At 45.3% G+C, this 26203-nt stretch carries 22 protein-coding genes; 7 read left to right on the top strand and 15 right to left on the bottom strand.

The genetic code is table 11. The features are described 5' to 3' along the window. Positions 1-383: 383 nt before the first annotated feature. The 8 genes from ACOTZP_RS20455 to ACOTZP_RS20420 all read right to left on the bottom strand — a co-directional run bounded on the left by ACOTZP_RS20455 (position 384) and on the right by ACOTZP_RS20420 (position 7375). Entirely contained in the window at positions 384-1529 is a 1146-nt protein-coding gene (locus ACOTZP_RS20455) for a hypothetical protein (RefSeq protein WP_000339750.1), read from the bottom strand. Between the two features lie 44 nt (positions 1530-1573). Then, positions 1574-1870: a type II toxin-antitoxin system RelE/ParE family toxin gene (locus ACOTZP_RS20450; RefSeq protein ID WP_000581857.1), complete on the bottom strand. Its 297-nt coding sequence runs from the start codon at positions 1868-1870 to the stop codon at positions 1574-1576. Positions 1871-1919: 49 nt separating this feature from the next. After that, positions 1920-2390, bottom strand: a complete 471-nt coding sequence (locus tag ACOTZP_RS20445) for a hypothetical protein (RefSeq protein ID WP_000170639.1) — start codon at positions 2388-2390, stop codon at positions 1920-1922. A gap of 433 nt (positions 2391-2823) precedes the next feature. Beyond that, positions 2824-5214 (bottom strand): Ig-like domain-containing protein, encoded by a 2391-nt coding sequence (locus tag ACOTZP_RS20440; RefSeq protein WP_000694552.1) that lies wholly within the window; start codon positions 5212-5214, stop codon positions 2824-2826. A 401-nt stretch (positions 5215-5615) separates the two neighbouring features. Next, positions 5616-5867: a hypothetical protein gene (locus ACOTZP_RS20435; protein ID WP_000115760.1), complete on the bottom strand. Its 252-nt coding sequence runs from the start codon at positions 5865-5867 to the stop codon at positions 5616-5618. Positions 5868-5899: 32 nt separating this feature from the next. After that, positions 5900-6088 (bottom strand): hypothetical protein, encoded by a 189-nt coding sequence (locus ACOTZP_RS20430; protein ID WP_001107529.1) that lies wholly within the window; start codon positions 6086-6088, stop codon positions 5900-5902. Between the two features lie 236 nt (positions 6089-6324). Beyond that, positions 6325-6756, bottom strand: a complete 432-nt coding sequence (locus ACOTZP_RS20425; RefSeq protein ID WP_001251242.1) for a hypothetical protein — start codon at positions 6754-6756, stop codon at positions 6325-6327. A 103-nt stretch (positions 6757-6859) separates the two neighbouring features. Further along, positions 6860-7375, bottom strand: a complete 516-nt coding sequence (locus ACOTZP_RS20420) for a hypothetical protein (RefSeq protein WP_012695482.1) — start codon at positions 7373-7375, stop codon at positions 6860-6862. A gap of 331 nt (positions 7376-7706) precedes the next feature. Between ACOTZP_RS20420 and ACOTZP_RS20415 the strand changes: the two genes are divergently transcribed. The 5 genes from ACOTZP_RS20415 to ACOTZP_RS20395 all read left to right on the top strand — a co-directional run bounded on the left by ACOTZP_RS20415 (position 7707) and on the right by ACOTZP_RS20395 (position 13186). Beyond that, on the top strand, positions 7707-8471 hold the full coding sequence (locus ACOTZP_RS20415) for a hypothetical protein (RefSeq protein WP_000277498.1): 765 nt from the start codon (positions 7707-7709) through the stop codon (positions 8469-8471). Between the two features lie 80 nt (positions 8472-8551). Beyond that, positions 8552-9313 carry a methyltransferase gene (locus ACOTZP_RS20410; RefSeq protein ID WP_001447802.1) on the top strand — a complete coding sequence of 254 codons (762 nt, stop codon included), beginning with the start codon at positions 8552-8554 and terminating at the stop codon, positions 9311-9313. A 93-nt stretch (positions 9314-9406) separates the two neighbouring features. Then, complete coding sequence (locus tag ACOTZP_RS20405) at positions 9407-9670, top strand: hypothetical protein (protein WP_000149862.1); 264 nt, start codon at positions 9407-9409, stop codon at positions 9668-9670. A gap of 43 nt (positions 9671-9713) precedes the next feature. Continuing rightward, complete coding sequence (locus ACOTZP_RS20400) at positions 9714-10301, top strand: hypothetical protein (protein WP_000491820.1); 588 nt, start codon at positions 9714-9716, stop codon at positions 10299-10301. Between the two features lie 464 nt (positions 10302-10765). Next, entirely contained in the window at positions 10766-13186 is a 2421-nt protein-coding gene (locus tag ACOTZP_RS20395) for an Ig-like domain-containing protein (protein WP_000681217.1), read from the top strand. Positions 13187-15263: 2077 nt separating this feature from the next. Here the strand turns inward: ACOTZP_RS20395 and repHI2 are convergent. Further along, positions 15264-16352 (bottom strand): IncHI-type plasmid replication initiator protein RepHI2, encoded by a 1089-nt coding sequence (gene repHI2, locus ACOTZP_RS20390; protein WP_000159528.1) that lies wholly within the window; start codon positions 16350-16352, stop codon positions 15264-15266. 1107 nt (positions 16353-17459) lie between these two features. Continuing rightward, positions 17460-19916, bottom strand: coding sequence for an Ig-like domain-containing protein (locus ACOTZP_RS20385; RefSeq protein WP_001232713.1), 2457 nt, complete (start codon positions 19914-19916; stop codon positions 17460-17462). 372 nt (positions 19917-20288) lie between these two features. Between ACOTZP_RS20385 and ACOTZP_RS20380 the strand changes: the two genes are divergently transcribed. Further along, positions 20289-20915: a hypothetical protein gene (locus tag ACOTZP_RS20380; protein ID WP_000966518.1), complete on the top strand. Its 627-nt coding sequence runs from the start codon at positions 20289-20291 to the stop codon at positions 20913-20915. 57 nt (positions 20916-20972) lie between these two features. On the opposite strand, the gene ACOTZP_RS20375 is transcribed toward ACOTZP_RS20380, so the two are convergent. From ACOTZP_RS20375 to ACOTZP_RS20355, 5 genes are all read right to left on the bottom strand, one after another. Then, positions 20973-21254, bottom strand: coding sequence for a hypothetical protein (locus ACOTZP_RS20375; protein ID WP_000535423.1), 282 nt, complete (start codon positions 21252-21254; stop codon positions 20973-20975). After that, on the bottom strand, positions 21241-21684 hold the full coding sequence (locus tag ACOTZP_RS20370; RefSeq protein ID WP_001805248.1) for a hypothetical protein: 444 nt from the start codon (positions 21682-21684) through the stop codon (positions 21241-21243). Before ACOTZP_RS20370 ends, ACOTZP_RS20375 begins: the two co-directional genes overlap by 14 nt. Before the next feature lie 60 nt (positions 21685-21744). Next, complete coding sequence (locus ACOTZP_RS20365; protein ID WP_000070862.1) at positions 21745-21921, bottom strand: hypothetical protein; 177 nt, start codon at positions 21919-21921, stop codon at positions 21745-21747. Continuing rightward, positions 21918-23609, bottom strand: a complete 1692-nt coding sequence (locus ACOTZP_RS20360; RefSeq protein ID WP_000096325.1) for a DUF4942 domain-containing protein — start codon at positions 23607-23609, stop codon at positions 21918-21920. The genes ACOTZP_RS20365 and ACOTZP_RS20360 overlap by 4 nt, the downstream gene beginning before the upstream one ends. A 247-nt stretch (positions 23610-23856) precedes the next feature. Next, positions 23857-25020 (bottom strand): hypothetical protein, encoded by a 1164-nt coding sequence (locus ACOTZP_RS20355; RefSeq protein ID WP_000114860.1) that lies wholly within the window; start codon positions 25018-25020, stop codon positions 23857-23859. Between the two features lie 369 nt (positions 25021-25389). Here ACOTZP_RS20355 and ACOTZP_RS20350 point away from each other — a divergent pair, with 369 nt between their 5' ends. Continuing rightward, positions 25390-26202, top strand: coding sequence for a DNA adenine methylase (locus ACOTZP_RS20350; RefSeq protein WP_001121574.1), 813 nt, complete (start codon positions 25390-25392; stop codon positions 26200-26202). The last annotated feature ends 1 nt before the right edge of the window (position 26203 follow it).

The raw sequence follows: 26203 nt of genomic DNA, 5'->3' as shown, positions 1-26203 counted from the left end.
TTATTATACTGTTACCCATCCCCCCAGCTAATAACCTCCCAGCAAACTTTCAAAAAAAATACCACCTTTAATTAGAATTGAACACATCCTTTTTAAATAACAAAAAGGATTATGAAACCCACAATGTTTGTGATGTGCCACCAAGGAAAAGTAACTTTTATGTGCTCATAAATCTTATTTCGTATTCACTTTCCTTTGTCTTTCGGTCGTAGATTATCAGGGGAAGCATAAGAAGAATATGTGAGGTTTAAGCAAATGCGGTGATCGGGCATTATAATTTGGTGAGGCTATTATAAGTGGATAAAGATAGTCGTAGGTATAGGATCAGGTTAAATTGCATTTTCCCGGTTGCCTTCCCTGGCCTACCGGTTTCAGCTCAGATACTAAGACCAGCGGTAATACTTAAAATATTCCTCATTTGCAGCTATAAACTCCCTCAAACCGTTCATTAATCCCTTCTCAAACGCTGTCACGATAAACCGGTAACCGTCCAGTGTTTCAATGTAGTAAATACCGCCTGGTGTAATTCCAACATGCAACACCTCGGCTGTCATCATAAACTGGCCTTCCGGAAAATCATGCGAAAGGTAAATGAAACCAGTAGTGGCCGATGCGGGTGTGGCATTCACTAAGACCCCGTTAAACTGCTGCCCGTGCCTCGCCGGTACAAGCTCACTTCCCCTGGTTGACTTATCAAGCAGCCTCTTAACATCTTTTTCTTCTTTTAACGAGGTATAGACCCGCACATCACTGTCATCACCTGGGCGAGAGCCGGTGCCAACATGAGCAAGACGACGGTAAGCACTGCGCATATTAACGTGGCAGGATGCCCCTGCTCTACCCTGAAGCCTTACGCCAAAGTCTTCGCAAAGTAACAAAATCTGACGTAGCTGGTTTTCATGCACGGACGCTGAGAGTGAAAGATTGAAACAGGAAAAGGTCAGTTCTAAAACCTTTTCGCGTTTGTCATTGAAATGAGCTTCCAGCCTGATGACTGGCTTTTCCGACATTGCAAAAGCTTTGTCCGTTACTCTGTACCGGCATTCATCTCCGAAACATTCTTTAACAACGCTGGCTATGACCGTGTCGTGTTCTCCATCTTCCGGAGCTGGCACAAAGATTTCAAATTGTGCCGGTGTATCCGGCTCAAGCAGAACGGGATAGAGACGCGGAGAATTAAGCAAAGCGCATTCAGAATTAATGAGCTTAACCCAGGCGCTTTTGTCGTCCGGATCCTTAAGCTGCTGTCCAAGGTTATCGCAAAAGTCAACTATCTGACGGGTATGCTCATCCGTGACTGCACAGATCAGGTTAAGACCATGCGTGGCCATACGCAGTTCCCGGGTTCGGGACTGGGAATTGATCGACCAGGGGTTAAGTGAAAGCGAAATAGGGCTTATGGAAGGGACGACCGTCTCATTCTGCAAATCTGTAAGCTGGCAGTTCGCAGTAGGCTTCGGGGAAAGGGTACTAAATATGTAACTTGCCTGTTGTTTAGTACTGGCCTGGATATAAAACATCGCGTCCATGCTTGTATCCCGGGATGAAATTGAAAATAGCTTCATTTTTAACCTTAATGGATGAGCGATTTATAGTCATGTGCAGACAAATGAACATTATGTGCGCCATCATTCCATTCAAAGAATAATCGATACTTAGAGTTTACTCGAATGGAGGAATAACGGTTTGACGTCATTCTTAAGCGTTCATAACGCAAGCTGTTGGATAATAACTCCCGCTCACTCTGGACATTATCCAGCGTTTCAAGTCGACACAGAATCGCGTTAATAATTTCAGAAGGAATACCTGCCGTTGTTTTTCCATTACGGAAGAACTTTTCAAGCCGTCTGTCTTTAAATGAATGGATCATAGTTCCTCCGTAATAATTGACCTTAAAATTAAATTAAAAGGGCTTTGAATTAATGAATACCTAAAATGCGGGCGGCAACTGCCAGCTGCTTATCACTTAACTGACGCTGGTGGGTTAAAGAAGACTTAAGGCTTTCCAGAAAATTATTACTACTGGATTGTTGGGTGATTGCATCAACCATTTTTTGATGAGACCTGCACCATGCTGTGAACGCAGAACTGTGGGCGCTTTCAGTCCTTAAACGCTCGTCTTGCAGGGATGCTGACACTTTGCGGGCAGCTTGCGCATTAATGCGGTACAGCGCATTCAGCGTGTAAGCAGTACGGGTCGTTTCGAGGCTGTAACCCGTGGCTTTACAAGCCATACAGCGACTTCTATAAAAATGCTTACGCTCTCCCCGCCCATTGCATTTATCGCAAACAATACGAAAAGTATATTCCGCAGTACCTTTTACAGAATCAACACAGCGGATTTTTGCGCTGGAGATTTCAATTCCACTGCGATCATAATATTTGGTCATAATGTGATTCCTCCGGTTAGTTCTGGAGTAATCATGACAGAATGAATCTACTGGCTAATAACCTGAGAGTAAATATTTTAAAAAAACATTGAGAGAGGGGCTGCAAATTTATACACGAAGGATTCAAATATAATTTGTTTAAAAAATTAAGAGCATTCTGAAGTAAAATTGCATCAAAAAGCATTCATGGATAAATCATGTACTGGTGCCAGCGATTTAAACGAGGACATTGTTCCGGTGTAATTACACAGTTTAGCATCATAGATTATAACCAAAAGGAAGGAGTCCTTCCCGTCTCGGGAATATTACTTTCCCGTTTGCAGTTTAAGAGACACTTAATGAGAAAGTAATAATTAAGTCATGCTCAACTCTACATTTTACATTGAGGATGGCGTAACAGGGTACGGCATACTACCGTACCCTTGTGTAGGGTTTATGTTTGAGGGAATTCTATAGTAAATGTGGCCGTGCCAGATTGACCACTTACAGCGGGAGTAACGGGATATGTGCGCTCTTCACCATTACCAAGATCCAGTGACAGCGATTTAGTTTCACCAGGCTGGACCGTAACTCCGGCAACCGTAACGCCGAACTGGGCGTTTTTCTGAACAGTCAGGGTTCCGTTTAACTGTCCGGTAATGATAGAACCGTCCTGACGACGCAACACACTGGTTCGGATGATGGCCAGCGGCGTGTTGTCCGTTGCTTTCAGTGCTACGGCTGTGGCCAGCGTCTTGAGATTATCCAGCATAATCAGGTTAGCTGGCTGGTAGGTAAAATTAAGCGTTTTAGTGGTCCGGTTACCTGATTCGTCAATAGCCAGAGCCTCCAGATGATACATCTGTCCCGATTCGTCAGTATTGGGGAAGATTCTGGGGTATTCAGGAATAAAGACATCCTTGGATAGCGGCGTGAATGCAAGGGTGACCTTTTCAGAGTTAGGTCCACCAGCGAGCTGAAGCGATATCAGGGAAGCATCCCCAGAGGCATCAGTAACGCTTATGCGTAGGTTCTCAAGCCCTTTAACCAGTTTTCCTTCTGCGTCTGCGCCATTAAAGCTGAACGCAATAACCGGAAGCGTTGAGTCAATTTTCAGCGGTGCATTAAGCGTTTTGGTTCCTGTGTTTCCAACAAGATCCGTGGCAGACACGCTAACAACCGTATAATCCCCGTCCGGTAGACCAGCGTATGAGAAAGTGGCGTTTTTGGTTTTATAATCGCTTTCACTGACAGTCACAGGCTTCAGGGTGAAAGTTTCCCCCCGGGCATTTTTAAGGGTGGCTTCGAAAACTTTGGTATCCCAGTAGCTGATGTTCCAGGCGTTGACGCGATCATTATCGGTGGCCGTCATAGTGATTGTCTTGGAGGCCTTGTTTACCTGAGCGACATTAACCACCGGTGGGTTGTTATCCCAGATAACCGTAAAATTACCAGCAAGCGCATCGAATATGCTGTCACCATCTTTTCCCGAGTAAAGATGCAGATACTCAAATCCTTTGTCACTGGTGTAGTTGAAGTTAACCGTCATCTCGCATGAACTTTGTCCGACAGGAATAGTGCAGAACCAGGCTGCATTTTTTACCGTTCTGAACTTTTGCACGTATGGTCGGGGTTCTGCGGTTACCTTTATGCGGCTAATGGTGGCGGTTTTAACGCTGATTGAGGCCTGAGTTAACCACTCACTGGTATCACTCCGGTACATCTCTTTAGCCACTATCTTCGGGGCTATTTCCATCGCCGGGGCTGGAGTGAAGTTGAGGGAGTTATGATGAATTCGTCTTACTCCTCCCGCCAGAGTCTGAAATTCATGATAAGTATCCCCCACATTTGGATATATGTATTTGAAAGTATAGATATTATAAGTGCTATCGGACGTCTGGAAATTCGAGTCCGCCCAGCCATATTTGGAACCGTTAACAGCAGTAAAGTCACTTTTCTTCCTTAATACCCGTACGGAAATAGGGTTCTGGAAGACGGTCATGCCAGACTGATAGGAGACCCATGATCCGGTAGTGGCGTCCTGCACCTGGATGATATCGTCAGGCTTAACCCGATCAATTACGCTTCGGCGGCTTAGTTCGCTCCTGTTTCCCGCTTTGTCATAAAGGTAGATCCCCACTTTATATTCAGAGCGGTTTTCCGGTGCCAGGGCATTGCTGCTTGCGTCGGCGACTTGAACGGTTACGCTACCTTCCACTGTATTAATTTCCGCTGGCTTTTTACGCTCCACTCCAGCGGCATCGGTTATGAAATATTCAGCATTAGCAAGCCCGGAACCTTTATCACTCAGTCCATTAAAGACCAGTGCCTGGACGCTGGCGTACTGCATACCGGCTGGTACTGAAGTGAAGATCGCTTCGCTGCCAAAGTTCCACCCATTTCTCGTATAACTTATGGTACCCGTTGCCGGAGGCGTTCGGTCAATTGCAAGCGGGTAATCCTGCCGGGAGACCTCCTTCCCTTGCAAGTCGGTAATCACCTCTCTGAGGGTGAAGCTATCTTCTCCCATCGCTGGTACGGTCAGAGTCTTGCCGTAATAATCAAAGCCTGTCGAAGATGTGGTACGGTCATCAACGGTAACCAGGCTGCTTTTCGTGCTCCAGATGAGGCTCCCGTCACTTTTCAGCAGACTGAGCGTAATATAACGGTCCAGACCGGAAATAACGGCAACGTCAAAGCTCGTTACCGGATTAATCCATACGGATGCAGGCGATACGGTCTTTTTAACGTTCAGGGTATCTTTAAAGCTGAATTCTGCGATTTCAGCGGAAGCTCCTGCGCTGAAACCTGCAAATGCAATAAGCAGGGCTAGTTTGATTTTCATGGGTTGTCTCCTGATCAGGTTCCCCATGATACTTTTTCAGTGTTCGTGATCTTTTCGGGAAAATAGCTATTTTTGATGTTTTTCTTTTCTGCCCGGCGGGACTTTTTTGTTTACGTGAATGCAACAAAACCAGAAAAGTTACTTTTTGATAGGGTAAAATTAGGTTTCCCTAATTTCCAGAAGCAAGCGAAAGCAGAACTAGCTTAATAGCCATTAAGAACGCCATACCTATTGATAAATAACGCTCCTTACATTTAATGATTTGAGCATTTAAAAATGAATTAGCGAAAGAATTTTGGTTTGCTTTTTATTGCATGAGTAAAACAGTATTAATAATCCGGAGCCATTAGAACGTACTCTAAAGACTCCGGTATACAGATATCTTGCCAGTAAAAATGGCCTTACTCCTCATCATCCCCCAGCGCTTTTTTGATGGCGCGGCGGCGGGCTGCATCACCTACACGATATCCGACTGAATATACGTCATTCAACCGGCGCAGAATAAGATTTATTTCCTCATCCTGAATGTAGGCAGGTAAACACAGAACCACGTCGCCATCTTCATCATAGACTCGAACAACTTCCTTCTGCCCATCTCGCTCGCGAATAATCTGGACATGCTGAACCCTGGTGTATTCTGGGTTTACGCTCATTTTAAGTATCTCTCTGTAATTGTTGTTACCAGTTAGCTATAAGCCGGATAATTCTGGTATTCAGTGTTCTGCACAGCAATCGCCTGCTCGTGGATCATTGACACTGCCAGGCGGGCTTTAACTCGCTTGCTGGTGAGAAAACGCTTCACTTCTTTAAGTTCGCTGCCAGCCGACAGCATATTGAAGACATGCTGTTTGAGACTGTTGTTATTTTTGGCCACTTGTTTCTCCATCATCTTTGTACATGGTTATTTCAGGCTGGCCTGCCAGATCACACACGTTATCCATATGCTTTTGGACCCAGTCTGTTAGACCCAGACCTTCGGCCTTTGCCTGATTGACGTAACGCAGTTTACGTTCAGGGGTAACCCGCATCTGTAGTTGTGCCGTCGCTGGAACCGCCTCTTTCAGGGCGTTAAGGCCCCTCTGATCACGGGCCTGAATTGATGGTTTACCGCTAGGCATCTGATGTATCGCTCTCCCGGCGAGCGGTGGACAGCTCTATTTCTTTTGCGATAGCTTTATCTATGGCATCCAGCTGCATGGCAAACTTGATTTCAAGCGAACAGCGTAATGCCTTCAGGGCGCGTTCTTTGGTGCTGTATTGTGGTATGCCGTTCTGGCTACCATTCATGCCTCGCATGCGGCGGGAGGTTGCATCGACAACCTCTCCCTCTTCCCGTGTGCCGTGAACCGTAGTTCCGCTCCATGTCGGATAAACAGTGCCAGTGGCGGTGTTGAAGCTCCAGCCGTTTTGGTATTCCCCCGAGACCTCTGGTACGGGCATATCGCGTTCAACGCCATAGTCAGACCAGCGTAAAGCGCGGTTTATTCTGGCCTGTGCCACCAGCTCATCATACGCGGCTTGTTCTTTTTTATTCATCGCCATTTAGGGCAATCTCCTTAGAGGGGAATTAGGTGTTATATCGGTACGTAAGTGCTTTTCAGGCCTAATCTCTGACAAGGCCTGATGTGCCAGACTGCCGTTGCATTCACCGTTTTATGGCGGTTGACAGAGCCTCATTAAGAGCCGCAATTAGCTCAGGCGAAGTCGGCTCCAGATTTTTGGAAGCGTTCAGCAGCTCCTGAAGTGAAGAGATTTCCTTTGGCTCCACCTGGTTTGTTTCAGGTGCCGTTTTTTGCACTTCATCCAGTGTACGCTGTGCACCGTTATCCAGCACCAGCACCCCCCCGGCACGAATTTCTGAAATGGTGCGCAACGTATACATCAATTTATCCCAGACACGGCTACCAACCTCGAACCCGGAATCAGCTACTTTTTCTTCATTATGCTTTTGAAAAATTTCTTCTAACCAAGTGGTGAAGCGCTTTCCAAAAGTATTGGCGGCTAAAGAAGTGCAGGAATAAACCTGTTCGACCTGTTTTGTTCCATTTTTATCAGTGAATGTAATGAGACCGATTCGGCCACTGTTAACAGTGTAAAAGCGAGGTTGAAAGCCAGCTTTGAGAAGGTTTTCAATAGCTGAAAAAAAATCTTTTTTGAGCATCGGTTTCAAAATGGTTTTCCTTTTATGCCCGGTGCCGCCGGGGCGGTGGCGTTAAATATACGCCATGTAAGTAAATTAATTTATACCCATTTGATTGTCAATACAAACAAAAAAACAAACCATGTTTATTATTTTATCAACGATGCTATTTTAAAGTCCGTCTAAAATAAAAAACCAAAAAGTTAAATTTGAAGCCGTCCTTCCTAAATTCATTTCTTGCGCATATTAGCACCCTGCTTTAAGTAAATAATTTTTGAAAAAGTTGTCTGGAGGTTATTAGCTCGTGCATCTGGATTGGTAATATAAAGCCAACACAGAAAAGGAAAACAAAATGTATAAATTAGTATCTCCTCGTGAACTGACTGAGATTATTACCGGTTTACTGCTTAAACCTGAACTCCTTGGTGAGCTGGACTCACCAGAAAAGCATCGGATGTTTATGGCAGATTTAGGCCGCGTGGTGGCCGAACATTGTGGAGGTCTGGTAAACAGCGTCGTCTTGCCAGGAACAGAAGTTACAGTGTCGGATGGGTTACCGCTTAATGGCCAGCCGGTACGTTATCTCGGAATCAAAGAGAACATCCCTCACCTCCTTGTAGAGCCTGATGCTTCCTTACCTTCGCTCGCTAAAAACGTCTGGATGTATGCAGATCCTGAAGGCTGGAAAGAACATTTTGGAGCTGAGGAAGACTGCCTTACTCCTGAAATGATGCAGCTGTTCCGTAAAGGTATCCAGGCTCTTCAGAAAGAGCATGACACCCCTGAAATTAGCCTCACACTTCAGGACTGGCGCCTGGAGGAGGAAACACTGCCAGAAGAGGACAGTCAGGCCTATCAGGTCAGCGTTACCGGCCAACATAACATCCACTGTGAAGTTGTTAACAAGGAAGGTAACCCCTGTTTTGGTGTCATGTTCGAAATCGATCAGGGTGTGCCTGCCTTACACATCAACACCGGCGGGGATATGTTGCTCCACATTCATTGCGCCCATAACGGACTCGTTCTGACCCCTGATGCAAGCGGTCAGCGATTTGATAAGGCTCCCGTTGACCGCTTCTCTTATAACAGCCCATCCCTGCTGTTGTCTGCCGACTAACCAAGGCCAAATCTGAATTGTCCCGTTTAAGTAACCAACCCGCTGCCGCCAGGCGGGTAAATCCTCTTAATGGAGTTTTAATGCAAATCTCAACTGAAGTTCTGAACGTCTTATCTCGCTGCCGTGCTGAAGGGAACTTTCTTTTCCTGGCCGACCAGCTCGACCGCAGCATTTATGTTAAGACAAACAAAGTGCTCGAAGCCGCCGGTGGCAAATGGAACCGAAAAGAGCAGGCACATATTTTTACGGCGGATGCAGCTGAGCGTATCGAGCAAATCATTCTGACAGGTTCGGTTGACATCCCACGAGATCTGTTCAATTTCTTCCCTACACCTGAGAATTTAGTCACAGATATGGTTCTACGCGCTGAACCAGCTGCCGGGGAGCGTGTACTGGAGCCAGAGTTTGGTGATGGCCGCATTCTGAAAGCCTTAAAACTGGCGGCTCCGGATGCATTGATTACCGGGATCGAATTGAACGATGAGCGATTCCTTGCAGTGAAGAACGATAGTGTCCTTAGCACAGGAGTCGAGCTGGTGCATACCGACTTTCTTGGGTACCAGCCCGATGAAACTTTTGATGTTATCGTTATGAATCCACCATTCCTTAAACGCTCTGACGTTAAACATGTCATGCATGCCATCGCAATGCTCGCTAAGCGAGGTCGCTTACAGGCCATTCTGTCAGCTGGGGTATTGTTCCGGGAAGACACACTGACAAAAGCGCTCAGGGAGCGAGTCAAACAACTTGGCGGACAAATTTCGCCTCTTCCGGATGATACATTTAGGGAGTCCGGAACAAAGGTCAAAACAGCCCGCCTTGAAATTGATCTTCGCCGCTAACTGACAAGCAACCGGAAAGAAATCTTAATACGAGTAGCCGGTTAAAGTTACCTGACCGGCTTAACTGACTAAATCAATAAAGAGTGAACAGAAATGACGCATACTGCCGTTTCTCAGGCTAATAGTGCTTTGCAGCTACCCACGGTGGAGCATGTCTACGCTCTTCTGAAAGCAAATTGTAAACCTGACCGCTTTGACGGGCGTGACGGACCCGTGTGGGGCCAGGAATACTCGTGGAATCTGGCAAAAGATCGCTTACAGGATCTGGAGAAATACGGTAAGGCATATGTCTCCCGTCATGAAGACCGTATGGGGGAAGGATTTAGTTTTGGTCCTGACCTGTTAATTATTCGCTAACGCTCCTAATGCCTGATGATATGGTAAGCACAACTGGAAAAATATGTTTTCAAAGCCTATGACCACTTTCACACCAGAACGTATTGAACAAATTTTGGAATTTGCCGAGGGTAGTAACCCAAGCGAAGCAATGAGTCTCAGAGCTGACGAAGTTGCTGTACTGGCACGTATTGGAAAGGCAGTTATGTCGATTGCGCCTGTTTATCAGTGCGAGTTTTGCCACCATGACGCAACCGGGCAACTTCAGTGGCACTGGGAAGATGTGAACAAAGCTTTTTATGATAAATACGATCCAGACAGACGCGGAAGACGTCGAATCCTCTATACCGCCCCGCCGATGCCTTTAGTTTCGGCTGACCTGCTTAACATGGCTTCATCTGCTATTGAAGACTTGCTCACTAACAAAGACAGAAGTGGTGCGGGAATGTGGAATGACATTCCAGAACAGCTACGACGCGCAGCAGAACTGGTAATGGATAATAGCCGGGCCGCTGAAACAGAAGCGATGCTGATGCGTCTTTATGTAGAATGTGACACAGGTGAGCGCAGGGGCAACGGCACTCAATCTGGCGTAGCAATGCCTTCTTGGCAAACCGTTGAAGAGGCACGTGTGTTGCTAGGGGTGAAATGATGCAGTTCTCGCCAGGGCAGTTTGTAATTCACAACAAGAAGCGCCTTGCGGAACGAAGGTAGACGTACTGACTGAGGTTCACTCCCCTCTCGACTGGTGGCGTAATGCCGCCAGGTTTTGATTCATATATGCCGTCCGTTAACGCATTTATATCTGACATACCTAATTTATCCTGATTCTTTTTTACACAAAGTAAAAGCATCACTTAATGCGATATGTGGATGCCGATAGTTTCAGGCTAATGTTATAAGTTTTGCAATCGTTGCCAGTTTGGACACCACAGAAATGTCAGATGTAATTCCAAAAAGAAAGATTTCCGTCCTGAACGCACAATAAGGTTTGTCGAAAGGCAAATTATAGATTTGTAATTTCGAGCACCATATGGAGAAGTTTTTTATACTTTTACGAACATAGTGACCTTTAGGAAAAGCTTAAAATAACACCAAACCTAAAGGGGAATAAGAATGAAACATCTCGCTTTTATTACTGCTGTAGCCGGACTCGGTATGTCTGTTCAGGCCCCAGCTCAGATATATGAATCGGCCTTTAAAGACACGAACGGTATTGAGATCCACGCCCCGTCTTCTCGTCTTATGCTTAATCCGGCATCACCGGTAACTTTGACACTTATTTCAGGTCTTGATCGTTTCGTTAATGTCAAAGTCACGAAAGACACTGGAACTGTCATTCTTAATACTACGACTACACGGACGGGTGTATCAGACCGACTAACAGCTGCTGACGGTAGTGAGTTCTACGGCAAAAAAGTAACTTTGCCTGCTTTGGGTGAAGGCAAATTTGTCGTTCAGATAAACGTGTTAGATCTCAATCAGAAGCCTGTAGCGACCTATAACTATAACTGGCTAATTGATGTCACCCCTCCAGCGGCAAATGCTCTTACCGCTAATACTGGTTCTGGCTCTACCGCTGGTGACGTGTGGAAGCTTGGATTAGAGGCAACGGGGCAGTATGACTTCACCTCTTCGGGCGTAAGTGATGCAAATGGTATTGATAAGGGCCTAATATATATTTACAGGCAGGACGGTAGCCTCTACAGCACTACACAGATGCAGTATGACGTATCCGGCCAAAAGATGTACCACACTTACTCTAAGAATTCAGTTAAGGGAACCGGAATACCAGACAGCAACCTGGATGAAGACTTTACTGCAAAAGTTGTTATCTTCGATAACGCAGGTAATAGCCGAACGCTGCCAACTCAAAAATTTCGCTACGACAACACGCTGGGTGAGATGACACTGTGGGCCGTTCATGATCCAAATACGTCTTCCAGCGTCGTACCCGGGGTTTCTAATTATCCGGCTTACAAAGCCGGTATGGTCGTTAACGAAAACCCTATTCGATTAGTCTACCGGATCCCAAAATCTAACTACCGTGCTTATTCAGAAGGTGGGCTTCAGTTCATCAATCAATATTCCGCCCCCAAAGAGATAGCTGTAGACAGCACTTATGCTTATGTTGAAATGACTCTTCCCTATGGCTCAATTAATGGGGATATGGCTCGTATGGCGAACTTTGGCCAGTGGGGAGGGTATTATCCGTCATACAGCCTCGTTCTAAACCCATCTGCAAACCAAACGCCTGCATTTGCGGGTACCTGGGTAGATTTCCTCGATGATAAGGGGAACTGGGTTAAGTGGAAGGATTTTGAGAGTGTGGCTTCATCACGACTGCCAATTAAAATTTCCCGACTTCGTTTTAACGTTGAAGCCCGGCCCTTTGCACAAGAGATCGGCGGTAAGGCGACCTGCACCATTCCGGCAGGAAAAACCTCGTGTGAAGCGCCTGAGACGTTTGATATGGCCTTGGGTACCCAGGGCTACAATAGGATCCTTTACTTCGTTCGCAGCATCAGCAATCCCATTTTGCGGTCTGAGCAATGGATTATGACACGCTGGAACAATAAACAACTGCCGGTAATAAACTCGATATCATATGACGAGACTAACAAGCAGCTGGATGTACTGGCGTCACTTGAAGGCGATGGTAACTGGTTCGACTCGGTCTCATTGAGGGAATTTTATCTTTCCGATAAGAACACCGGTACCCGGATGTCACCCACAGGCGTAATCAAATCTCGTATCTCAGGTAACTACACGATTGCTTATGATTTATCCCGTCAGTCTGAAGGAAAATACAACGTTGAGGTCAACATCAGGGACTTCTTCCAGAACCAGACCAATAAAACTTTCGGAGAAATTGCTCTGGATAACACTCCTCCGACAGTGGCCATAACATTCGACGGAAAGCCGGTAAAAGACGATACGGTAGTGTACGGCCTGGAGAACCTCAGGATCGCTCTGGCAGATAATCTGACAACCCCGAGGATAACCCGTCTTCAGCTCGTAGGTGGCCCCACAGCTGATAACGTTGAGCTTACGTGGTCACCGGCAGGCAAAGATACATACATGCCTGAGTATCCGAGGCTGTTCCCAAATTTCGAACCATCTGAAAATTATTCAATTAGCGTAACAGTTGCCGATAGTCAGTCGAATACCAAAACCTATACTCAGAAGTTCAGTTATCTACCGAATAACCTTGTGCAGTTACATAATCTACGCACATTATCGGTCAGTTCGCCTCTCAAAACGACAGATGGCGTACCCCTTGCGTACCTGTCCACTAACGTTCTGCGTAAGACAAATGGAGAAATTGCTAAAGGGGTCCAGAACGCAACGCTGACTGTGCGGAAGGATGCAGCCTTCGGTATTAAATTTAACGGGGCACAGGCGGCTCCAGGTGAGTCAGTTGAGGTGCAAATAGATATGGGCCAGGGGGATAATCTTCTGTTACCCGTTTATCCTTCCGAAAATGGGAAAGTTGGCACCTCAGAATTCATGATTCAGATCGACGAGTTGAAGTAACTACCCGGAGCCGACAGTAAAACTGACGGCTTCAATTTTACTGCCCTCCTTGACTCCGATCAGCCAGTACGTCTTCAGAGATTCGCAAGGAAGAACCGAAAGAAAAGTTACTTTAATCGTACGTTTCCAGCGATGCTTTTAAAAGACAATGCACACTCGTTGATTACGACAATGGGAGTGAGTGTCGAAACCCTTGAGTAAGGATACCCGGTAAATATACAGCCCCGGGGATCCTCTTCCTTCAACCGGGGATGACAACGGTAGTGAGTCCGGCAACTCACTCCCGTTGTCACATCTCTGACATATCGTCATACGAGCTTACTCAAGTGCATCCACAAAGATGGGATCGTTTTGAATCTAAACTGGTACTGGTTAGCCAGTCACTTGCATCTATTCCCCCGTCGATACTTAAGTGACAATTGTAGTGATCTGCAATACTGGTGTCTCAGAAACACTGACGACGGTAGAGACTCAATACCCTAACCCCTGACAACAGGAGTGAGCTTAGAGGTGTTACGCTGCTGTCACTTAATGCTTGGGAATTGCCTGACTCACAACCATTGTCATCCGGAGCTACTGATTAACGTTGAACCGCTGGACTTTAATGACAGTGGTAGTGATGGATAGGCTCATTTCCATTGTCGTCATTTTATCGGACAAGCCTCTTCGTCCTACAGGTTTAAGCTGACAATGGTAGTGATTGGATGATCTCACTACTGTTGTCACTCAGTTCTTTGAGCGGACCCTTCCCTCGGTTGGTCGGCATTAACAACGGTAGTGACTCGATTGGCTCACTGCCATTGTCATCGTGTAAATGACGTACCTTATCAGCTCAGCTGAAAGCAATGACAACGGAAGTGACTCTAATTGCTCACTGCCATTGTCGTCGTGTCTATTGAGAGCCTTATCAGTGCACCTGAAAAGCAATGACAACGGTAGTGATTCTAATGGCTCACTACCGTTGTCACCGTGTGTATTGAGAGGATGGTCCACTTAACTGGACGTCTATGACAATGGTAGTGACTTTAATAGCTCACTACCATTGTCGGCGTGTGAATTGAGAGGATGATCAGCTCAGCTGTACGGCCATGACAATAGTAATGACTTAATGAGCTCACTACCGTTGTCACCCTGTTAATTAAGAGGCTCATCTGCTCTTCTGGAAGGCTATGACAACGGAAGTGACTTGCTGGGCTCAGTGCCATTGTCGCCGTATGAATTGAGAGGATCATCCGCTCTTCTGGATGGCAATGACAACGGTAATGACTTAATAGGCTCACTACCGTTGTCATCCTGTAAGTTAAGAGGTTGATCTGCTCAACGGGACGACTATGACAACGGTAGTGACTTGCTGGGCTCACTACCATTGTCACCCTGTGAATTGAGAGGTAGATCCGCTTAACCAGACGTCCATGACAACGGTAGTGACTTTCTGGGCTCAATACCGTTGTCACCCTGTGATTTAAGAGGTTGACCCGCTCTACTGGACGGCCATGACAACGGTAGTCACTTTCTGGGCTCACTACCGTTGTCGCCACATAGAATGAGAGGAGCATCAGCTCAGCTGAACGGCAATGACTACAGTAATGAGCTGGATGAAGCATAACCATTGACATCTGGCCCAACCGGAAGCCGTATTCGCCAATCCAATCGAGATTCACAATGGCCGTGACTCGCCGCATTAAGTTCCGGTGTCCTCCCAAAGCTGAACGCACACTCGGAGGACAATGACAATGCCAGTAAGGTACACATCATTACCATTGTCACTATAGCTACCAGAGAAGCCGGGATTTGAATGTCGATGGTAGTGAGTGGGTCAACTCACTGCCATTGTCACCCCGTTACGATATTTTCCGTTGGATGTACTGGCCAATGAAGTAAAGCGTAGAAACCGGGTGTTAACAGGTGACTCAGGAGAAAGCGTTGAATTCGCAATCTCGATCTACATAGGGTGGTAGAGAACAATGACAACGGTAATGACTTTTGACTCATTACCGTTGACGTGAAAGAGCGGGCTGGGACTAACGAAAATCGAAGAAGTAATTTAGCACCCGGAGCCTGAACCGCCGGGTTAACTTTAGCTGGCGTTGCTGTTCTTTTTCTGGCTTCGAAGACTACGAATATAGCGCAGTTCTTCAGCGGTTAAATCATGGACGGTAAGAACATCATCGCCGTCTATCGGGTCAGCTGGTGGGCATAACTCACCTTCTAAAACAGAAGACCCTGAGTTCTCTTCTTCATCTTCAACCACTTCTAAAGGAGGCTGAGTATTGTTCAAATTCAGATCGGGATCCCGCTTATGAATCTGGAAGTATACTTTTCCGTCTTTCTTAATTTCGGTGTACTGGAGGTATCCTATCGATGCCAACTCTTCAAGAGCCTTTCTCACGGTAGCATTCTGACTATTTGCTCGTGTTTTGAGGTTCAGACGATTTTTCAGCCGAGTAAGGGATATCGGTATAGGATTTGGCGGTAATGACTCTATGAACGTATAGAGAGCCTGGGCGCTTTCCTTCTTGGCCAACTCCTTAATTGCCTTCAGCTGCATCAAAACCTTATGATCGTATTGATAGAGCTCGAAAATCTTAGGATCAACCTGAAGGACAACCTGATCTGATTCCGGGTCTAACAGGGCAGACTGTACCAGATGCGTTGTATAGACTTTGGACGAGTTATTACTGGTGAACGACAAGGTAACGGATGCTAACCTGCGTAAGGAGGCGTCTATACGTTTTCTGGACGCTGTAGATGAGCGATAATTTTCAGGCGTACATAGCTTGAGGAATTCAGTGAATTTTAAGCTTATCGTGTCATTGTTAATCGGATGATTGGCATAGGTTCGAATGATGCCCATCCACGTCTTAAAATCTACTGACATATCAAGACGCTCACCGACAATTGAAATATTGGTGAACCCCTCGCTCTCCATTAAAGAGAGCGTCTGTAACTCTTTCGTTGCGTCAAAGCCAACCGTTTTATATTCCCGATTTTGACGCCCCACACTCTTTGGTGATGGGACGAACAGCCCGAGCCGCATCAAAGCAATAGACTGCACCGTACGGTTGCTGTTAGGACGCAAAATGATGTCTTTACCTGATTCTTTCTCTCTAACAGAGAAAGCCCTGGTGACCAGGTCCTGCTGCTCAGTATCTTTCTCTTTAGTCATAATAAGTTATCACTGAATGTGTAAACAGATTGGTGAATAGTAAGCCCCAGCGAACTCTATGTCACTGGATGGATCATTGTGATGATCCATATCTGTGCATAAGTTCTACCTAAAAAAACGACTCCACTCATTAAAACTTGGCAAAAACTCTTTGCATACAATGACCTGCAACTCTTATCAACAACGGATCAGATCAAGTTAAAAAGATCTAATGAAAAGTCACTACTATTGTCGCTCTGATCACTACTGATGTCAAAAAACTCATTACCAACGTTATAATAATCACTACCAATGTCAAAATAATCACTACTGTTGTCACTGATCACGTCTCAGGCCTTGTGCCGTCTGGCCTGGAGGCAGCGGGGATCTCTTTTGATCTATCAGGAACACTAAGGTACTAATTATTGGAACTACCTTGTGGAAAATGGGGATAAATAAATGCTTAGTTCTTATACAGGTCTCAACTTGCCTCCCTGATAAAAACTGTCGTCAAAGCTAAATCACAGCCACAGGCATTTTCGGTGGATAAATTTTTGAGAAATAGAAGCATACATGCAGACTCGTGTCGCAAGTAATTGAAAGTAATAATTTATTTAAATAATGCGAGTCACCTTACCTTACAGTGGAAGTTTAAGTCTAACCTCACTACCATTGTCACTTAAAATCATTACCAACGTCGAAATAGTCTCTACCATTGTCTTTTAAGTCACTCCCGTTGTCACTTATGTCGCTACTGTTGTCAGTGACAATGCTCCAGCCCAGTAACCATGCGGCCTACAGCGTACCGGGATCTTCTTTGTACTCTCTGGCACCTTTGGGATCATTTATTGGATCTACATGAGGGATAAAATCTTTTGACGATTTCGTAGTGCAGTTATACCAGCGACTTAGCAAGACAAAAGCTGCAATTTAGTGACGAGTTACTAGTCTGCCCAACAAGAGCAATGCAGAGAAGATATGTGGTGAAATGACCATGGTAGTGAGTCTAATCACTACCATGGTCCGCAGTAAGCGTTACTTACGCAATGAACGTCGGACTGATTTGCAACAACATGGGCTACGGCGCATCAGAAGACGGCCGTTGTGCTTCAGCAAAACAGCCCTGCTTTATTTTAATTCTTCAATGTTAATCATGAACTCAGATCTGCCTGTAAGGCCGGATACAGCAGGGAAAATAGGAAAGCTACGGCTGTCCCCGAGCCCCAAATCCAGTTGAAGCTCTTTGCTTTCACCTGGCATCGCAGAAACACCATTTACAGTCACGCCGAATGCAGCGTCCTTACGGACAGTAAGCACTGCGTCCTGAAGCCCTGTAGCGATTGAACCATCCTTTTTACGCAGCTGGCTGGCATACAGAACAGCCAGAGGAGTATTGTCAGATGTTTTGAGAGAAGCATTGACAGCTAAGGTTTTCAGATTCTCTAGCCTGACGAGATTGTTTGGAAGGTAGTTAAATTCGACTGAGCTTTCTTTAACGTTGTTCATCTCATCTTTGGCCTGAACTGTGAGAGTGTATGTTTCGCCTTCATTAAGAGACGGAAAGATCTTGGGATAATTAGGTGCATACAGGTTGTTTCCCAGATTCACCCAAGACAATTCCACCGCATCAGAAACAGGGCCACCGCGAAGAGTCATACGGCTTAAGGATGGTTTAGTTAGAGCATCGGTGAGCTGTATACGGACGTTCTCCAGCCCATATACTGTTACGTTTTTGCTGATCGGTTTTCCTTCGTAGCTAATACTTACAGATGGTGCTGTATTATCAACGACAACAGTTTGATAAGGGAGGTTACCGGTATTGTTGAATGTATCTTGGGCATTAATTACCACGTTATAACTGCCTTCTGGTACCTCTTTCATGTTGAACTCATACGTGTAGTTCCCAGACGCCATATTTCTACCTGTTTGTTTGCCGGTTACGCTTATTTCTGCGTTGTTACGGTTTTTATCTGACAACCAAACTCGATTTACATAAACATGGTCGAAATATGAACCATCTCCAGGTTGATTCACGTAAACCTGGAGAATGTTGGTGGTTTCAATGTAATCAAATCCAGTGACGGAGGGACCCAGTGTATGCCAGGCTATATTCTCCCATATAGGGGCAAAGAAGGTTGCTTCGGTGGTTGACCTTACTTCATAGCCACTATGAAGATAGCCGGTAGTGCCATTTATAATATCCTGGGGCAAAGAGACGGTACAGGTTGTTGAGCCAGCTGGAATACTGCATGTTGCTCCGCCAGTGATTTTTTGATCATATGGCCTAGCCTGTACATTGAACCGGATATTAGTAAGTTTTATAGGCATATCAGATGCCTTGAACAGGTTCCAGTTTACGCTGTTGAACCATGTTCCATCAGCCTTTTGTCGTTCTATGGGTGAACTTCCCCAAGCCGGACTCTTTACAGAGGCAGGATCCCAGTTGAGCCAGCTGGCATACTGACCAAGATCTCCTCCAGACCATTGATATGTATTCACAGGTCTATAGTAGTTTCCATCTAAGGCACCCTGTGGCAGCTTAACTTCCACGTAGACATAGGTGGCATCTTCGGAAAGGACCTGTACTCCGCCATAGTTATTGGTAATGCTCATGCCACCATTTCGATATGGCTTCCAGTTAGTTCTTGGGATACGTATAACCAACTTGTAGGGGTTTTCCAGCACTGTAAGGCCTCGTTTAAACGGGACGTATCCCGAAGAAATGCCGGGTACAACACTGGTGCTTACACGTGAGTCATGAACTGCAAATGGCGTAAATTCTCCCATTTGATCGTCATATAAAAACCGCTGGGGAGGAATGTTAAGCGTATTTCCTGCCAGGTCCGTAACGATGAAATTGAAGGTGAATTCTTCATCAAGATCACTTGAGGGCATGCCAGCCTGGGTGTTCATATCTTTAATCCACGGATAGAACGCACGTTTATTGGCTGTGTCATAACTCAGGTTATTGTCGGAGACCACAGAACCATTACTTCGTTTAATGACAAGACGGATCTTGGCAATTCCACTAGCATCCTCAATACCGTCTGCAAATATAGAAAACTGGCCACTACCGCCTCGGCCCAACTCCCAAAGTGGCCCAGAAAGTACCATGTCGTAACCTGCGTTTTGACTCGGATAAATACTCTTATAGCGTGGAGGAGTTGTATCAACGATGAAATGATAAGTAGATGTGCTCACTACAGTCTGGCGAATATCCAGAGTTTCATTGACTACAGTAAAGGTCCCTTCTCCGAGCGCCGGTAGAACCATATCCTTTCCATAGTATTCTGTTCCATCGGCAGCAACGATACGATCTGCAACGCTCGTTTTGGTCGAGACGGAGGAATACATAACCTTTTTATCGCTGTCTCGTGTGACCGTCACTCGCTCGTACCGATCAAGACCCGATATCAAGTTCAGAGTCAAAACACCAGCGGGATTAAGATATGTTTGTGTTGCAGGCTTAATATTCCGAACAGCCTTATTGGTATCTGTAAATGAGTAGCTAAATACCTGAGCATGTGCCGAAGATACAGTAGCAAGGGCAGTTGCAACCATGCAGCCAATTAGAGTTTTACGCATATGATGCTCCGGGAATAGGTTATAGCCTTATTCTACGGATTCAGCCTACAAGGTCCGGTCGGATAAAGTGATAATTTGCCTGTTAAAAGAGACATCAAGTGAGAAAGCAACCAACGTACAGAATGCAAAATGGCGGCAGTGCATCTGGATGACGCAAAAGTAACTTTTTGTACCCACTTTTTTGGATTTTAGCCTTCAAAATGAGTATTCAACCAATCATAAAAGTAACTTTTGATAGACGCTGCTCCTTTATGTTTGCCAATTGTGCTGATATGTTTTTAAATTCAAGGAAGCGAGATTTTAAAAGCATCTGTTGAGTCAAATTTATGTAAAATAACAGGGTAACCATCACTTCTAGGTTGAGGAAACCCAATGTTATACATGCTCTTATGCTGTTTTCTGATGCTCAACAGTACATTCGTTATGTTCAGAGCAATGTCTGCAATAAGTAAAGGATCCGCTAAAGAAAACCGGTCTGAAATATCGCTGATAGTCCTAGCAACACTTGGAATTGCATCACCATTCATTGTCGCAATGATTACTATTAATGAAAGTATGACATCTAAAACAGTAACAGATTTTTCTTTGGGTGCTCAGTGGTCCGGAATGGTTTCAGCGGTAGCGCTAATGGGGTTATATGCTCGACGCGTTTGGAAAGAGAAGAAGTCCTTATTTACTGGCGCTTTCCTGGCCTCTTCCTTAATGGCCTTTATTTTTACTGACAGCCTTGTTTTCGTATCCCAGAAGGACACCGGCGTTCTGGCTACTTTCGTACTCGATAAAAACGCTGGAGATATTGATTGTAGTCGCCCGGCTATGATTGTCCATTACAGTAAAGGTGTTCCAACGGACTGGCGTTGCCCAACCAGTATCATGTTGATGGCGTATTCTTCATATCCTTTTTTACCTTGGCCTGAGTATAGCCATGGTACCAGCCAGTCTCTTACGGTTGTTATTGATACATTTATGGAAAACGCTGTTAATCTCAGTCAAAAATAATAAATAAACCTCTCTAGTGAGAGGTTTTATAAACCTGAGCCACCAATCTAATTAACTCTATATTTTTGTTTTAGCTTTTTTAAAGGTAGACTTACCGAATAAAACAGCAATTATAGAGCAAAGGCCTGGCGTTAGGACAAAAGCTAATAATGCACTGCCAAAACTTGTCATTTCAGGCACCACGAACCAGCTGATAGGCCACGTCAGGGCAGGTAAATTTAGCGGATCATAAAGCGCATGTAGAGCGCTTAACACACAGTAAAGTGCTAAAAAGCAAACTAGATAAACAACGATCCACATTTTAATTTGCTCAGCAATTTCAAATTTAGGACTGCCCATGCTTTACCTCAGTGGCTGAATATTGATGGTTAATATCTTTAATCACCCGTAAGCACTTAGTGCATACCTTAGTTCGATTTGTCTGCTTGTCCAGAGTGTATTTAACTTCAAGTTGACCTCCAGCATTAAGCAAAGTGAGCATCTCATCTTCTAACACGCTTCGGTAAATGGTCTTGTCCGAGAGTGTGCCCGGTAACGAGTACTCAACATAATTGTTTGAAACTCTTACCGATTTAGGGATTTTACCACTGAGCTGGATTTCATTCGTTGAAGGCATTACAGTTACTTTAATCACAGTTGCCGGTGACCAGAAATCCTGATAACGCACTTTATGAATTTTATCAGCTCTAAGGCCTAACCACACATTTCCGGCGATAAGAACAATAAGCAATCCATAAACTGATCGTCGAATGTTACGCCTTTTAATCACAATGTCCCCCATCCCTCAAATATCATTCTAAATAACTGCACCAGGATATCATGAGCGTAATTAAAAGAATTCTTCATAACCGGGGTTTTCAGTTGAGTTTGCGGACTCTTTACTTTGCGGTTTCTCGCCCTCTATTTGAGTATCCCTGACAGGTTTGGATTTACCCATGCTCCTCTGAAAGGTATCCATAACAAACTCAATATCTTCTTCTGGCAGGCTGGTGGGTTGGTTGCTCATAGGACTTCCTCTTGTTGAATACGTTCGGCGTACAGGATGCGAACCGAAACGGTCGTGTTTTCAAACTCGTTCTCAAAAACGTCCATCCATTCCGTCCGGAATTCTTCCCCCAGAAGGTTATCGAGCCCCTGAAGAGATAATGGAAGAACGGCTGCTAGAGATCCCCCGGCTGCGAGATGAGATGCAGCTGCCTGGAGATGCAGCCTGGCCCGGTTATCGGCAAAAGGTGGGTTCATCACGACATAATCAAACTTCTTCTGTTGATTAGACTTAGACCATGTGAGGAAGTCAGCTTCTGTCGTATCGTATCCCTTAGCCCGGGAGATAAGGCAATTCAAAGTATCAAGCTCGATGCCAGTAACGATCACACCGGCAGGGAATGATTTAAGCAAATCCGCATGGCCAATATTAGGCTCCAGGAGGGTATCCCCTTCCCCTGCACCGAGCAGGGAATATACATATTCGCTGATTCGGCAAGATGAAGGGTAAAACTGATGCGATACAATATCAGGCATCTCCCCTATCTGGCCGATGTAACGAATAACCTCACACGGATCATAGGAAAATGTCACATCGTATTTTGTTACTGTTGCCCCTAAGAACCGAAGGGTGTCAGCGGCAACACTCGAAGATTTGCGTTCGGCGAGAGACCCTAAAGATGTCCAGCAACTCCATTTATTGTCCCCGTCATTTTTAAACATTAGTTCAGAAAGCTGCATCCGGGTATCAAAGTCGATGCACTGCTTAAGTACAGGGAATGCCTCCAAAGATTTCTTGCTATGAGCCATGCGGTCGGCAGGTAATGCCAGCGGTACGATAGCTGATAAAATATTGTTAAGCCGCTCGGCGATATCAGGGTGGACGTCAATATGCATTGATCCATTTTTGTAAACCCTGAAACGAATACTGTTGCCATCGATGCAGATCCATTTTCTGAACCCCTCATGTTCGACCAACGCCTCAACCAATGATTTGGTGTTATGGATCGCCTTCACCTGTTCGCCACGGAAGAATGCGCATATAACGCGGAGCTCGCTCAGTGGTGAAATGCCAGACTCTTTAAAATCCACCCTTAATTTCTGCCAGGGGTATTTAGACGGCTCGCAAACTCCGGTAGTGATCATGCGGGTGGAGAACCCAAAAGCTTTGTTTGTCTTATGACTGCGGCTCAGAGACTGGAAGACGTCGTAAACCCTTTCTTTAATAAATTGATTGCGGTCATTAAGCAAAGCAACGACTGTGCCTACTACAGCGTCAGCTGTGAAATCAGGGATCACCTGAGGCGGCATAATATAGCGGTCGGCCGTAAACTGCTTATCCCATTCGTTACGTTTGGCATCCGACATGATAGGCAAAACATCAGTGAGTGCCATAACGCGTTTCCAGTATTCAGATCTCAGAGCGTTTTCCGCGAACAAGGCATCCGCTTCAGAGATACTGTGGTTGTAGCCTGAGAGATAAGAATAAAGTTTCTGGTGATTGTGGGTTTTGAACTGGACAGCCATGTGTTTCAACAAGCAGAGTTCATCATTATAGGACTCAACAAGATCCGCGATAATGCCGAGCTCTTTGCGCATATCTGGAAGAAATGTTTCAGAAGAGCTAACCACCAGGCTATGAGAGGTTGTTAAAGCCAGTACGCTGTGACCTGCATTATCGGGTTTAGCTTCAGAATCAAGAGATGACATTTTACCGGTCCTTTAGAAAAAACTTTTACCAGGATAGCAACGTCGCTCTGTAACCTAATAGGTTCAGTGACACGAAAAAGTTTTTTATGTCTCTGAATAAAACTTAAAGATGTCAACTCATAGAAAGAAGCAAAAAAAAAGCCCCGCATAAACGGGGCAAGAACGATACATGGAGGTTTAAAAAAGGCGGGCAAAAAGCCTGAATCCTTAATGACTCTGACAAAACCAACACTTTGCCAAAAGTAAATTATTCTGCGTCCGGCTGTGGGTCAGTATCCTGATCGGTCTCTTCCCCTGCCTTCTTAGCATTTTTTTTACGTGGGTATTTTGGCTTCTCACCATTAAGTTTTGCCTGACGATTCTCCGCACGGCGAAGCTGCTTGTTCTCTGATTCTGTGATCTCTTTTGAAAGATTTCTCAGCATCTCCAGAGTACTGCGGTTCAACGTAATGTTGATTTCTTCGTCAGCACTTGAATCTGTCATCTCCGGCAATTCAATATCCCCCAGTTTCTGTAATAAGCTGGTGGTGATGAGTTTGACGCCTTCTACGGCTTTTGTGGCAATAACCGGCGGAATCCGTGCTGGCTTGAAGTCTGAAGGTCTGACTCGTACCTGACCATGTTGGGTTTTTTTCACCGTGATGCCATTCGCATCGGCCTGCTCAAGTTCCGCGATCATCTTCTTGATACGTGAAATTGCTTCTGTTTCACCGAGCTCATCGATCAGTGAAAGCACGTTAACATACGAAATAGCGTCAGCATGAATCCATTTCTTGATAACAACAGAACAGGTTGTCAGGCGGATAAGAGAACTGATGGTCGTCGGGCTTTTATTTTCACGTTGAGCAATTCGTTCGAGTGACCAGCCAGCAAGAGAATGTAGGCGACGATAGGACTCGCCAAGCGCAACAGGAGAAAGCGCAAGACCACGGTTACCATCAATGGTCGCGAGCTCACAGCCAATTTCATCTTCTTTAATCTCAACGCAAAGGATTGTGATGTCATGATCTTCATCACATGCCATCATTGCGGCTTTTAAACGGCAGTGCCCCTGGCGAACAAAAGGTACCCCATCAATGACACGTACTCGGATAGGGTCTACATAGTCACCTCGAATGTAGGCATTCTTGATGTTGTAGATGTGTTCTTCAACCTCAGGGAGCTTATAGTAATCGTCACCCATTCCCATTTCGCGGGAGTTGAAGCCTGGCGTGACCTGAATTACTGAAGGGTGGATAGCCCATGCTTTCTGGTCACTTACTTCAGTACAAAGTTCAGGGTTTGCATCACGGAACTGTTTAAGCCCAGTGACGTAACGACCTGTGCCAGTAACTACTGAAAAGGCAACATGGGCCGTTTTAAAGACCTTGTCATTAGCTTGCTGTGTAGGTTCTGTCAGTAAAACACTCATAGGGGCTCCGTTACATTTTTCTGCTTACTTTCTGCGTAGCGGGGATACTACCGAAAAAAAAATCCATAATTTTTCGCAAAAAAGGTACTTTTTGAGCCTATTCTGATTTTTCACAAAAAAAGAGGGCTCCCCATTTCTTGTGATGGCATCAAAATCGCTTCATAAACAAAGACATAAATCCAAAACATAAAGTTCAGGTATCAGTGAGGAAAAATCTTATAAATCCGCAATGCTGAAAGTCAAAACTGTGCGTCTTAAACAACTTTTTTTTGCTCCCTAAGTTATTAGTTAAAGCCCGTGGTTAGGTACGATACCAGCACCTAAATTTCTCTCTCAGGTATAGACACTTTGACTCGACATCTCAGACACATGCCGATAATCAAATGGGCTGGTGGAAAAACGAAACTGATGCCTTTCATCAGCCATCACTACCCACACGATCATAGTTGCCGGTGGGTAGAACCCTTTATAGGCGGTGGTGCCGTTTTTCTGAACATGTTTGCACAAAATGCATTGCTTGCAGATAGCAATCCAGACTTGATCAACCTATACAGGACTATTCAAAGACAGAAAACTAACTTTATAAATCAGGTCCAAAACCTAGCGGATAAAACCTTTGTCGAAAAGGACTACTATGAGATGAGGGACCGTTTCAACAAAACCTGTATTTCTGGTCAACCGCTTCAAAGAGCGGCTTTGTTTTACTCCCTGAATCGCCTGGGCTATAACGGTATGTGCCGCTATAACTCAGAAAGAATCTATTCAGTGCCCTGGGGGAAACATACAGAACTGAAGCTTGACTTCAATAAAATAGACTACCTTTCATTTCGTCTTTCAGGTATTGAACTGATCACCGCTGGTTTTGAGGAGACTCTGGCCGCAACCGGCGAAGGAGATCAGATTTATTGTGATCCGCCATATGACAAAACAAGCAAAACTAGTTTTGTCAGTTACGATGGTAAACCGTTCAGCCAAAGCGACCACGTGCTGTTAGCAAATATGCTCGTTGACGCTCACAGAAAAGGCGCTGCTGTTGCGATATCAAATAGCCTGACACCATTCACTTTGGGCCTCTATGAAGAGCGTGGATTCGTCATACACAGACTCAGCGCTTACCGATCCGTAGGAAGTAAGCCAAATACACGGAAAACGGAAACAGAAATACTGGCCGTGCTGAAATAGA

Source organism: Enterobacter cloacae complex sp. SYL001 (genome assembly GCF_049237025.1).
Taxonomy (GTDB): Bacteria; Pseudomonadota; Gammaproteobacteria; order Enterobacterales; family Enterobacteriaceae; genus Enterobacter; species Enterobacter intestinihominis.
Note: the sequence above shows the minus strand (reverse complement) of the source record. Positions and strands in the feature narration are given on the sequence as shown.